This is a genomic window from Mangrovihabitans endophyticus (genome assembly GCF_014646155.1).
In the GTDB taxonomy this organism is placed as follows: Bacteria; Actinomycetota; Actinomycetes; order Mycobacteriales; family Micromonosporaceae; genus Actinoplanes; species Actinoplanes endophyticus.
In genome coordinates this window covers 129,416-141,987 of sequence record NZ_BMMX01000003.1, presented here as the reverse complement: position 1 = coordinate 141,987, position 12,572 = coordinate 129,416, and the positions used below count along the sequence as shown (strand labels likewise).

Here is a 12,572-nt window from a genome sequence, read left to right as displayed (position 1 = left end):
CGGTCTTTCCCCGGACTTGTCCACTAAGGTCGCTCACGCGCGCGGACGCAGTTCCGGACCCACCACCCGCGCGGTGGCCATCAGGTCGGCGAAGCCCGGCGCGGACAGGTCCAGTCCCCCGGCGATCCAGCAGGGCGGCACGCCGGTGCCCTCGCCGGTCATCGCGGTCAGCACCTCGTCGGGGGTCAGGCCAGCGCGTTGCAGGGCGCTGATTTCGCGCCGGTTCACGCCCGGCACCAGCGGACCGTTGCCGAGATCGGTGCCGTACCGGACCGTTCCGCCACGCTCCAGGAACCGGCGAAGGTTCTCCAGCGCCACCCCGTGCTCCGCGGTGGCCCGCCCCCAGCCGTGCATGTCGAGCGTGCTGATCCAGGTCATGCCGGCCGCCACGGTCGACCGCAGCACCCCGGCGTCCAGCCGGTGCGTCCAGGGCGTGTGCGCCAACATGTCCGCGCCCGCCTCGACGGCGGCGGCCACCGTGCCCGGTCCTTCGGCGTGCACCACGACCGGCAGCCACCGTTCGCCGGACGCCGAGCCGCCGTGTGCGTGGTCCACCACCGCCCGCAGCACCGAACGATCCAGCATCGGCCCCCCGGTGTGCGCGGTCACCTTGATCAGCGTGGCGCCCGCGGCGCGGCACTGCGCCACCTCGTCGGCGGCCTGAGCCGGCGACGACAGCTCCCGCCAGCTCCCGGGCGCGGCCCAGGATCGGTCGGCGGGGTACCCGCCCGGCGCGGTCAGAAACGGCCCGGCCATCTCGACGAGCGGCAACGACGCCCCGGACACGGCCCGCTCGCGCAGGGCGGCGACCCGGTCGGGCACGCCGCCCAGATCCCACACCGCGGCGATGCCACCGGCCCGCACGGTCGCCAGGTCCACCAGATCGGAGTGCACGTGGGCGTCACACAGGCCGGGCAGCAGGGTTCCCGGAAGCGCTCGCACACCGGCGTCGTGCGGCACCCCGGCCGCCGGCACCGGGCCGTCCGCCACCCGCCCGTCGGCCAGGCACAACGCGGACCGGCCCAGCAGCCGGCCCTGCCACCACACCGACTCCGCCACCAGCCACCCGGTCATGCCGCGGGGTGTCTCGACCGCCTGGCCCGAGCCCGCGGAGCTCATGCCAGCGTCGCCTCGCCGTCCGCCTTCTCCAGCAGGTCACGCAACCGGCTCAGGCCCTGGTGCACCTCGACGAATCCGGTACTCAACGGTGCGGGGCCGACCCGGATGCCGTCCGGATGCCGGAAGTCCGGAATCACCCCGGCGGCCCACAGCGGCTCCAGCACCTGCTCGAAGCCGGGCCGACTCAACGTCACATGCCCGCCACGGGCCGCCGGGTCGCGAGAGGTGGCGAGCCGGACACCCAACGGCGCCAGCCACCGATCCGCGAAGTCCACGACGTACCCGGTCAGCAACTCCGACTTCGCGCGCACCGCATCGATCCCGGCCTCGGACAGCACGTCCAGGTTGGCGTGCAGCGGCACCATCGCCAGAATCGGCGGGGTGCCGCTGAGCAACGCACGAACCCCCGGCGCGAACTCGTGGACCGGCCCCATCTCGAACGACGCGCGATGGCCCATCCAGCCCCAGATCGGTTGCCGCAGCTCCGCCTGCAAGTCGGCCCGCAGGTAGGCGAACGCCGGTGCGCCCGGACCGCCGTTGAGGTATTTGTAGGTGCAGCCGACCGCGACGTCGACGCCCCACTCGTCCAGTCGCATCGGCACCGAGCCCACCGAATGGCTCAGATCCCACATCGCCAGCGCGCCCGCGTCGTGTGCGATCGCGGTGATCGCCGCCGCGTCGGCGAGCCATCCCGACCGGTACGCCACGTGGCTGAACAACACCAGCGCCGTGCGCTCGTCCACCGCGGCGGACACCTGCGCCGGGTGGATGCCGGTGTCCGGGTCGGTGTCGACCCACACCAGTTCCAGGCCCCGTTCCGCGGCGATGCCCTCCAGCACGTACCGGTCGGTCGGAAAATTGTCGGTGTCCAGAACCACCCGGCGCCGGCCCGGCCGGGCGTCCACCGCGGCGCGGGCGAGCTTATACAGCAACACCGTGGTGGAATCGGCGACCACCACCTGGCCGGGCGCCGCGCCCAGCGCGACCGTGCCGAGCCGGTCCCCGAGCCGCAGCGGCCACTCCAGCCAGCCGTCGGTCCAGCCACGGATGAGCCGCCCGCCCCACTGCCGGTGGATGAACTCGTCCATCAGCTCGGCCGTGGCCCGCAGCGGCCGCCCCAGCGAATTGCCGTCCAGATAGGACACCACGTCGCCGGGCAGGAACCGGTCGCGGAAGCCGGCCAGCGGGTCCGCGTCATCCAGCGCCACCGCGCGGTCCAGCATGTCGGTCACGGGCGCGCTCCGATCTCCGTACGCACCGCGTACAGCTCGGGGAAGAACGTCAAATCCAGCGCGGCGCGCAGGAAACTCACACCGCTGGAGCCGCCGGTGCCGCGCTTGACGCCGATCGTCCGCTCCACGGTCTTCAGATGCCGGAACCGCCAGAGCTGAAAGTTCTCCTCCAGGTCGACCAGTTCCTCGCAGGCTTCGTACGCCGTCCAGAAATCCTCGGCATGCTCGTAGATGCGGGCGAACACCTTGACCAGCTCCGGGTGATAGCGGTACGGCATCGTCACGTCGCGCCGCAGGATCTCGCCCGGCACGTCGTGGCCGTGCCGGGCCAGGTGCCGCAGGAACTCGTCATAGATGCTCGGTGCCTCCAAGGCGGCCACCAGCAGCTCCCGCGCGCTGGGATCGTCGTCGAAGAGCGACAGCATCCGCCGGTCCTTGTTGCCGAGGGTGAACTCGATCGCGCGGTATTGATAGGACTGAAAGCCCGACGACGTGCCGAGGAAACTGCGAAACTCGGCGTATTCGGTCGGGGTCAAGGTGGCGAGCACCGACCATTGCTCGGTGAGGCAGCGCTGGATGTGCTTCACCCGCGCCAGCCCCTTGAGCGCCGGGCGCAACTCGTCGGCGGCGAACTGGCGACGCACCGCACTCAGCTCGTGCAGAATCAGCTTGAGCCAGAGCTCGGACGTCTGATGCTGGAGAATGAACAGCAGCTCGTCGTGGTGCTCGGGAACGCTGACCGGGTGCTGCGCGGACAGAATCTCGTCCAGGTGCAGATAGCGCCCGTACGACAAGTTGACCTGGAAATCCCGGACGATCCCCTCCTCGAGGGGCCGCTGATCACGGGTCGACATCGACCGCTCCCTGCCTCCGACGCCGCTGCCACGCGACGGTTGCGCCAACCTTCAACTTCATACCGCCCAGTCCAGCACACGACTGCGACAAGACCATCATCTCTCGTGCGTCGTCCCCGTTCGCGTCAATACACCGCGCCCCGCCCCCGACGCCCCGCCCACCCCTGACCATCCACGTCACCGCCCCGGCCACGTCCGCCCACCCCACCCCGCCACGCTTCCGGATCGCCCCTCCCCGCATCATCCCCGCCCCCACGTCCCCCGTCCCCGTCCCCCGTCGCGTCCCCGTGTCGCGTCCCCGTGTCGCGTCCCCGTGTCGCGTCCCCGTGTCGCGTCCCCGTGTCGCGTCCCCCCGCCCGGCCCGCCCGCCTCACCCCCACCCCGGCCGCGTCCCCCCGCCTGCCCGCGTCCCCCCGCCTGCCCGCGTCCCCCCGCCCGGTCGCGTCCCCCCGCCCGGCCGCCCGCCCGCCTCACCCGGCCGGTCGCGTCCCCCCGGGACGATCTTGAAGTTGCTGTGCCCAATACACACCGCTATACCCCGTTATGCCAGGCCGGAAAGTTCAAGATCGACGCGCTAGGCGCACTCCTCCCGCTCGATCTTGGAGAAAGTGTGTCCATATCGAGGTGATATAGGCGGGATTGTTCGACCGGAAAGTTCAAGATCGACCGCGCGCGCGGGACGCGCGAGACGGGCGGGACGCGCGGGGCACGCGGGACGGGCACGAGCGGGACGGGCACGAGCGGGACGGGCACGAGCGGGACCGGGCACGGGCGGGGCGGGCGGGGTGGGACGGGGACGGGCGAAGGCCCGCACCGTCGTGGCGGTGCGGGCCTTCGATCCCAGGGACGGACGGATCAGTCCCGGTTGATGGTGAAGGTGCTGGTCGGGTTCTCGATGTCCCGCCAGTTGTCGCTCATCTGCAGGTTGTGGAAGGTCGCCGAGCCCACTGCCGGGCCCTGTCCCGATTCCGGCATCGGGTTCGCCCAGATGCCGAAGCCCGACTTGGCGTCGTACTCGTCACCGCTCTTGTGCGCCCCGGTGATGGTGATGTTGGTGAACACCGTGTCCTTGATCGGATTCACCGGCTGGCCGCCGATGTACTGCGTCTGGAACATGATGCCGGAGTAGGTCGGGTCCACGATGTCCACATTGCTCACTCGGATGCCCTGGAACACCTTGGAGGCGCTGAACAGCCAGATGCCGGGGAAGGTCTGCGCACCCCAGAAATGGCCGCCCGCACGGACGATGGAGATGTTGTCGAACACCGTGGGCGGGTTCGCGCCGAACCCGTTCATCGCGTACCCGAAGTCCAGCGAGCTGATCGTGATGCCGGAGTACGTCAGGGTGTCCGCGATGTAGATGTTCTTGAACGTGTTCGCGTACCCCCCGTAGACCGCGACGCCCGCGGCTCGCCAGGTCAGCGTGGCCGACAGGTTGGAGTAGGTGTTGTTGATCTCGTCGGAGCCGCCCGCGTCGATCGCCGAGAACAGCGCGAACGAGTCGTCGCCGGTGGCCCGGGCGTCGTTGTTGTCGACCAGGTTGTCGGTGCTGCCGTTGGTCATGTTGATGCCGTCGGCGAACAGGTCGCGGATCCGCGAGTTCTTGATGGTCATGTGGTCGGTGTTCAGGCCCCAGTAGAGGCAGACCGTGTGCTCGGCCCAGATGTTGTCGATGGTGATGTTGCTGACGTCCCGGAAATTGAACACCTTGCCCGGTCCGTCCTGCCGGATGATGTAGTTGCCGAAGAACGCGAAGTTCTTGAAGGTGGACCCGTTGGCCGAGCTCTGGGCGTCGAAGCCCGCGTCGGTCTGCTGCTGGTCCTGCGGCGTGAAGAACCGCGTGTACCACGGTCCGGCGCCGACCACCTGGATGGCCTTGCCGTAGACGTTGAACTTGTTCGTCGTCTGGTAGTTGCCGGCCGGCAGGTAGACGCCCGCCTTGCTGCTGTCCATCCGCGCCGCGTCCAGCGCCGCCTGCACGGACTGCTGGTCGAAGCCGGCCGGTACGACGTACCGCGCCGGGTCCGGGTTGGCGACCGGCGAGACCTGCTCGGTGTTGATGAAGTCGATCGCGATGTTGCCCGGGTTGCCGGAGTCCTTCTGCAGTCGGATCGTGCTGCCCGCGTCGGCGGTGCCGTTCAGCATGATGTTGGCTTCGTCGTAGATGTGACGCGGGTTCGAACCGGAGTTCTGCGGCTCCGCCTCGTTGCCGTAGAGCCAGGCGTACTTCGAGGTGAGCGGCAGCGTCTTGTTGAGCGTGCCGTTCACGTAGATGTTGATCGAGCTGGTGGTGTTGTCCGGGATGGAGAACCGCGCCACGAGCGTGTTGGTACTCGCCCGGGTGGTCCATTGCACGTACGCGCCGGTCTGGTTCAGGGTGACCGCACGCCGCCCGGACGCCTCGCCGCCCAGATCGCCGATCTTGCGGTTGGGGCCGACCACCTGCGCGCCGCCGCCGGTGGTGCCGTCCTCGGCCTCATACATGTCGTACGGCATGTTCGCGCCGCGGCCCACGAAGAACGGCTTCTCGGTGGTGTTGTTGTCCCGCTTGACCGGCAGTTCGTTGCCGTCGGCGGCGACCACGGTGCGGACGGTGTATTTGCCGTTGGCCGCGGTCCACGTGCCCAGGTTGACCGCCGGCGAGCTGGCACCCGCGGCAAGGGTGCCGGAGTACGCGCCGGTGAGTGTCTTGACCACGCTGGTGCCGTTGAGCACGGTCAGCGTGATGCCGTGCGAGCCACCGGCGGTGGCCACGGTGCCCTGGTTCTTCAACGTCACGGAGAAGGTGACCGTGTTGCCGGCCGCGGGCGTGCCCGGCGACCAGCTCACCGCGGAGGCCACCAGGTCGGAGCTGGCCACCGGTGCGACCACCAGGTCGGTCGGGTTGGTGTAGGAGTTGTTCGCGTCGTTCTGCTCGATGACCGTGTCGTCCTCGTCCACGATCGCCTTCAGCGTGTAGGTGCCCGCGTTGCGGGTGCCGGCGTTGACCGAGACGGTGGTCGAGGCTCCGGCTGCGAGCGCGCCGACGGTGGCCGTGCCTACCTTGGCGGTGCCGAGGTAGAAGTTGACGGTGCTGGCCGGGCTGCCGGCGTTGCCCGCGTTGCGCACGGTGGCGGACAGCGTCACGGCGTCGGTCTCCACCGGCGAGGATGGTGAGAACGACATGCCCGAGACGGTCAGGTCCGGGTTGGGCGCGGGGTTGCCGATGACCTGGAACTCGGCCACTTGACCGCTGGGCGCGCCGCTGTTGGCGGTGAAGCTGAGCCGCACGTCCGCCGCGGTGGCGGCGACCGGGATGGTGACCGTGTTGCCGGTGGACGGGTTGAACGTGTAGGTCGCCGAGCTCTTCAACGTGGTGAAGCCGGATGCGCTCTGCTCCCGGCCCAGGATGGCGAAGGTCTGCGTGCGGGTGCTCCACACCGGGTCGGGGTTGAGCTTGACGACCACCGACCCGGTGGTGGCGTTCGCGCCGAGCTTCACCGTCAGGTTCGCCGGGTACGCGCTGCCTTCCCAGTACGTGGCGGTGTCGTTGTCGTTGGCGTTGGCCGCCACGAACGTGTAGACGCTGGAGGACGCCTCGATCGGCTTGCCCACCGCCAGGTTCGTCCCGTTGGTCTGGCTTCCGGTGCGGGTGACGGTGTTGCTCGCCGCCGACTGGTTGCCCGCCGCATCCTTGGCCTTCACGTAATACGCCACGGTGGCGCTGTCCGGCTGATTGTCGGTGTACGTCAGCACGTTGCCGCCGACGCTGGCGCGTATCGAACCGTTGGCGTAGACGTCGTACCCGGTGACGCCGACGTTGTCGCTCGACGCACCCCAGGCCAGCCGGATCTGACCGCTGGCAGGCTGGGTGTAGGTGAGCGTGCCCGGCGTGGTGGGCACCTGGGTGTCGCCGCTCTGCCCGGTGCGGGTGACCGTGTTGCTGTTGCCCGACTGGTTGCCGGCGGCGTCCCGGGCCCGCACGTAGTACGCGACGGTGGCGCTGTCCGGCTGGTTGTCGGTGTAGGTCAGCACGTTGCCGGCCAGGCTGGTGCGTAGCTGGCCGTTGGCGTAGACGTCGTATCCGGTGACGCCGACGTTGTCGGTGGCGGCGTTCCAGGTGAGCCGGATCTGCCCGGAGGCCGGCTGGGTGAAGGCGAGCCCGGTGGGTGCGCTCGGCGCGGTGGTGTCCCCCGCCGTCGGACCGTACACCTCCAGTTCGGACAGTTGCCCGGCCGGCCAGGCCGTGTTGCCGGTGAAGGCGAGCCGCAGATAGCGCGTGGTCGCGGCGCCGAAGTTGATGGTCACCGTGTTGCCGGTGGCCGGGTTGAACGTGTAACCGGTGCCGGCCACCAGGTCGGTGAAGGTGGTGCCGGTGGTGCTGCCCTGCACGGCCAGGGTCTGGGTACGCGTCTCCCAGGAGCTGGGCGGCGGCAGCTTGAGCACGGCCTGGTTGACGCTGACCGAGGAGCCCAGGTCCACCTGTAGCCATTGCGGGAAGGCGTTGTTGCGGCTTTCCCAGTAGGTGCTCGCGTTGCCGTCGCCGGCGTTGCCGGCCGGGTAGACGTCGGTGTAGCTGCTGGCGGTGAAGGTCTTCCCGGCGGCCAAATTGGGACCGGCGGCCTGGGCCGCCTGCGGGGCGGCCAGGAGCGCGGCGGCGACGGCGGAGGCCGACGCCACGGCTATGGCGGATCGTCGGAGGCGGGGCAGGACTGATCTGGACATGTGGGAGCACGCCCTTTCTGCGGCGGTGGATGGCGGGGCGGACGAAGGTCGGTGGTCTCCGCCCGCCCCGCCGGTGTGACGAGGCCCGCGCCCGGCGGGGCTAGGACGCGTAGACCTCGAACTCGGAGATCTGGCCCGCGGGCCAGCCGGTGTTGCCGGTGAAGGTCAGCCTCAGGTAGCGCCGGGAAGTGGCGGCGAACGAGACGGTGACCGTGTTGCCGGAGGAGGGATCGAAGGTGTAGCCCGCCGACGCCTTGACCGTCGAGTACGACGAGCCGTCGGTCGAGCCCAGCACCGACAGCGTCTGGGTGCGCCGTTCCCAGGCCGTCGCGGGCGGCAGTTTCAGCACCACCCGGGACACCGACCGGGCCTGGCCGAGGTCGACGGTGAGCGACTGCGGGAACGCGTTGTTCGCGCTTTCCCAGTACGTGCCGGCGTTGCCGTCCACCACGTTGCCCTCGGTGTAGACGTCGGAGTGGCTTGTCGCGCTGACCGGCCGCCCGGCGGCCAGGTTGCCGGATGAGGGCGGCGTGGTCGGCGGCGTGGTGGTGGGCGGCGTGGTCGGGTTGCTCCCGCCGTCGGCGTACGCCTCCAGTTCGGACAGTTGGGCGGCCGGCCAGGCCGAGTTGGCCGTGAAGGTGAGCCGCAGGTAGCGCCGGCTGCCCGAGGGCAGGGTGATGGTGGCGTTCGGGTTGAAGGTGCGGTTGGCCGCCGCGGACAGGGTGGTCCACGAGTTGCCGTCGGTGGAGCCGGCGACCGCGATGTTCTGCGTGCGCGACTCCCAGCCGCTGGGCAGTTTCAGCACCAGCCGCCCCACGTTGCGCGCCGACCCCAGATCGACGGTGTAGGTCTGCGGGAAGGCGTTGTTGGTGCTTTCCCAATAGGTTCCGGCGTTGCCGTCCACCGCGTTGGCCGCCGTGTACGGCGCGTTGGTGCTGGAGGCGCTGACCGGGCGGCCCTGCGCCAGGTTCCCGTCGGCCGGTGGCGTGGTAGGCGGAGTGGTCGGCTGCGTCGTCGGCGGGGTGGTCGGCCCGGTGGTCGGCGGCGTGGTGGGGCCGTTGCCCCACTTCGGGTCCGGCCACGGCCCGCAGTACGGATTGTCGGTGTACCAGCCGGTGTTGGTACCGGTGCGGGTGACCTGGAAGGCCGAGCCGACGCAGTTGTAGAACGGGTTGGCCTGCGCGATGCCGCTGGCCCGCACGTTGTTGAAGGTCACCTGGCTGGGCGCCTGCACCTGCAACGCGAACGTCCCGGCGCCTTCGATGTTCACATTGGACAGGTTGATGCCGCTGGTCTGTCCCTCGATCCAGGCCAGCGCCGCGTACGAGCTGTCCAGGATGTCGGTGTCGGTGATGTTGATGGTGGCGTCGGTGAAGTTGCCCTGCAACGCGTCGAACCAGATCGCGCCGACGCCGAAGTTCCAGTTGTAGTCGGAGTTCCCGGCGCGGATCAGGGTGTTGCGGGCCAGGGTCCAGGTGCCGTGCACGCCGGTCGGGCCGCCGCCCTGCACGCCGGGATAGCGGTTGGCCACGTGGATGCCGCCGCCGTTGGTGACGGTGTCCGAGACCACGTTGTCGGTCATCGTGATGTCCCGGCCGCCGTAACTCACCAGGTTGTTCGCCAGGATCGGGGCGACCACGGTGTTGTGCGTGAACGAGTTGGAGACGTTGGGCGTGTTCTCCGCCCACATCGCCAGGCCGTCATCGCCGGTGTTGCGGACGAACGTGTTGGTGACCGTGGAGTTGGTGACGCCGATGTGGAAGTTCACTCCGTCCGCGGTCTGGTCCAGGATCCGGCTGTTCTTGATGGTGAAGTGGTCCATCGGTCCGTCCATCCACGCGCCGACTTTGGTGTGCTGCATCCACACGTCGTCGATGGTGGAGTTGGACATGGCCCCGCCGAACGCGTTCACCTGGTCCTCGTCGACGCGTTCCCGGATGTCGCCGATGACCGCCAGGTCCTTCACCGTGACGTTCTGGCTCGGGCCGCCCTCGTTGTTGTACTTGCCATAGATGCCCGCCGCCTGGTTGCGCTGGGTGGGATGCCGGCCGCCGAGCACGGTGTACCAGGGGCCGGCGCCGGCCAGCGTCACCCGGTCGACGATGACGTGGCTGTAGAGGGTGTAGTTGCCCTGCGGGACATAGACCGTGCGCCCGGATGAGGCACCGGCATTCACCGCGGACTGGAACTTCGCGGTGGAGTCGGTCGCACCGGTCGGGTCGGCGCCGTAATCGGCGACCACGTCGATCGCCCCGGACGGCTTGCCGATCGGGGCCGCCACATTCTCGAAGTCGGCCAGGTCGATGGTGAAGCTGGGCGACTGGGCGGTCGAGCTGACCTGCAGCCGGATCTTGGTGCCGACCCCGTACGTCGTGCCGAACATGGTCCGGGCTTCGTCGTAGAAGTGGTGCGGGTCCTTGCCCGGGGTGTTGGTGAACGGGTACGAGCCGTAGTACCACCCGTATTTCGACGTGACCGGGACGGACTTCACCACCGACCCGTTGGCACGTACGTCCAGGGAGGCGTCCCGGCCGGTGCCGGCGGCGTTGTCCGGAATGCTGTACCGGAAGGTCACCGCGTTGGCCGGCTTGGTGAGCGTGAATTCCACGTACTCGCCGACCGCGTCGAGGGTGACCGCCTCCCGGCCGGACGCCTCCGAGGACAGGGTCCCGTACAACCGGCTGGTGCCGGTGGTGGTGCCGTTGGTGGCGGCGTTCTCCGCCTCGATCTCGGTGAAGGGGACGGTGGCGCCCCGCCCGGCGATGTCGAACGGGGACAATCCGGCCGCGCTGGCCGGCGACGCCGCCCAGGTGACCGCGGTGGCCGCCGCCGCGACGACGGCGGTGCCGGCGAGCACGGCCAGCGGCCGGCGCGCACGGGTTCTTCTGGCGGAGGTGGTGCGGTTGGCCATGGGGATCCTTTCGTAGGTGGCCAAACCCCCGGTGGTGCGGTGCCTGTCAGCCCTCGGTGGTCAGGCGCAGCCACACCGCGGTGTCCGGGGGGAGAAGGACGCCGTCGAGGGGGCTGCTGGCGAGCAGACAGGTCTGAAACTCCGGCAGCGCCAGCGGCGCCCCGGACATGTTGACGATGCAGGCGAACGCCGGTCCGCGGGTGTATCCGATGGCTTTCGGGCCGACGTCGAGCCAGCCCATCGCGTCCGTGTGCAATCCCGGTTCGGCGCGGCGCAGCGTGATGGCCGATCGGTACAGCTCCAGCATCGAGTTCGGGTCGCCGGTCTGTGCCTGGGCCGTGCGGTCCTTCCATTCCGGCGGCTGGGGCAGCCACGGCGCGGCACTGTCCGGCGGGGAGAAGCCGAACGGCGGCTCGTCGCCGCGCCAGGGCAGCGGCACCCGGCAGCCGTCACGGCTGTGCCCGCGGCGGCCCCACATCGGGTCCTGGAACTGCTCGGGCGGAATGTTCTCATTCTCCCAGAGGCCCAGCTCCTCGCCCTGATAGATGTACGTCCCGCCGGGCAGCGACAGGGACAGCAGCGCCGCGGCCCGCGCCCGCCGGGTGCCGAGTTCCACGTCCACCGGCGTGCCGTCGAGGTTGAGCTCGAAGCTGAACGTGGTCTCCGCCCGGCCGTACCGCGTCACATGCCGGGTGACGTCGTGATTGGACAGCACCCAGGTGGCCGGCGCACCGACCGCGGCGTGCGCGGCGAGGGTGCGCTCGATGCAGGCCCGCATCAGCTTCGGATCCCAGGCGCAGCCCAGGAAGTCGAAGTTGAACGCCGCGTGCAGTTCGTCCGCGCGCAGATAGTTGGCGAACCGCTCCACCTCCGGCATCCACACCTCGCCGATCAGCGCGCGGTCACCGCCGTACTCCTCGGCCACCCGGCGCCAGGAGCGGTAGACGTCGTGCACCCCGTCCAGGTCGTGGAACGGGTGCGGCGCCTCGTCCAGCACCTCGGGCAACGCCGGGTCCTTGAGCAGCAACGCGGCCGAATCGATGCGGATGCCGTCCACGCCGCGGTCGAACCAGAAGCGCAGGATCGCCTCGAACTCCGCGCGGACGTCCGGGTGGTCCCAGTTGAGGTCCGGCTGCTCGGGCGTGAACAGATGCAGGTACCAGTCGCCGGGGGTGCCGTCCGGGTTGGTGGTGCGGGTCCACGTGGTGCCGCCGAACTCGCCCCGCCACGCGGTGGGCATCTGCGCCCCGTCTGGGCCCTTGCCGGGGCGGAACCAGAAGTAGTCGCGTTCCGGGGCGTCCGGGGAGGCGAGGGCCGCCTGGAACCACGGATGCGCGCTGGAGATGTGGTTCGGGACGATGTCCACGATGATCCGGATGCCGGCCGCATGCGCCTCGGTGATCAGCACTTCGGCCTCGGCCAGCGTGCCGAACACCGGGTCGATGTCCCGGAAGTCGGCGACGTCGTATCCGGCGTCGGCCATCGGGGACGGGTACCACGGGCTCATCCAGATCGCGTCGACCCCCAGGTCCTGCAGGTGGCCGAGGCGATCGCGGATGCCGGCGATGTCTCCGATGCCGTCACCGTCGCCGTCGGAATAGCTTCGCGGGTAGACCTGGTAGATCACCGCGTCGCGCCACCACGGGGAAGGGTTAGCCACTGTTACCTGCTTTCATGCTGTTCAGCGTGCCCGCAAAGGGGGATGCACCGGCTGTTCTCGGGCGCACGGGGCCGGGCGGTCGTGGGCGTGAT

At 69.8% G+C, this 12,572-nt stretch carries 6 protein-coding genes; all 6 read right to left on the bottom strand.

Features of this window, described 5'->3' with window-relative positions; translation table 11 throughout:
- Window positions 1-33: 33 nt before the first annotated feature.
- Window positions 34-1,119: an amidohydrolase family protein gene (locus IEY73_RS06830; RefSeq protein ID WP_229715631.1), complete on the bottom strand. Its 1,086-nt coding sequence runs from the start codon at window positions 1,117-1,119 to the stop codon at window positions 34-36.
- Complete coding sequence (kynU, locus tag IEY73_RS06825; RefSeq protein WP_189078382.1) at window positions 1,116-2,342, bottom strand: kynureninase; 1,227 nt, start codon at window positions 2,340-2,342, stop codon at window positions 1,116-1,118. The genes IEY73_RS06830 and kynU overlap by 4 nt, the downstream gene beginning before the upstream one ends.
- 5 nt (window positions 2,343-2,347) lie before the next feature.
- Window positions 2,348-3,205 (bottom strand): tryptophan 2,3-dioxygenase, encoded by an 858-nt coding sequence (locus IEY73_RS06820; RefSeq protein ID WP_189078218.1) that lies wholly within the window; start codon window positions 3,203-3,205, stop codon window positions 2,348-2,350.
- An 855-nt stretch (window positions 3,206-4,060) separates the two neighbouring features.
- On the bottom strand, window positions 4,061-7,909 hold the full coding sequence (locus tag IEY73_RS06815; RefSeq protein ID WP_189078217.1) for a discoidin domain-containing protein: 3,849 nt from the start codon (window positions 7,907-7,909) through the stop codon (window positions 4,061-4,063).
- Between the two features lie 100 nt (window positions 7,910-8,009).
- Window positions 8,010-10,820, bottom strand: a complete 2,811-nt coding sequence (locus IEY73_RS06810) for a galactose-binding domain-containing protein (RefSeq protein ID WP_189078216.1) — start codon at window positions 10,818-10,820, stop codon at window positions 8,010-8,012.
- 46 nt (window positions 10,821-10,866) lie between these two features.
- Entirely contained in the window at window positions 10,867-12,480 is a 1,614-nt protein-coding gene (locus IEY73_RS06805) for a glycoside hydrolase family 13 protein (RefSeq protein WP_189078215.1), read from the bottom strand.
- Between the last annotated feature and the right edge of the window lie 92 nt (window positions 12,481-12,572).

Bases quoted from the DNA above. Each gene is read 5' to 3' on its own strand.
- kynU (WP_189078382.1), bottom strand. From the start codon at position 2,342: ATGCTGGACCGCGCGGTGGCGCTGGATGACGCGGACCCGCTGGCCGGC.
- IEY73_RS06820 (WP_189078218.1), bottom strand. From the start codon at position 3,205: ATGTCGACCCGTGATCAGCGGCCCCTCGAGGAGGGGATCGTCCGGGAT.
- IEY73_RS06815 (WP_189078217.1), bottom strand. From the start codon at position 7,909: ATGTCCAGATCAGTCCTGCCCCGCCTCCGACGATCCGCCATAGCCGTG.
- IEY73_RS06810 (WP_189078216.1), bottom strand. From the start codon at position 10,820: ATGGCCAACCGCACCACCTCCGCCAGAAGAACCCGTGCGCGCCGGCCG.
- IEY73_RS06830 (WP_229715631.1), bottom strand. From the start codon at position 1,119: ATGAGCTCCGCGGGCTCGGGCCAGGCGGTCGAGACACCCCGCGGCATG.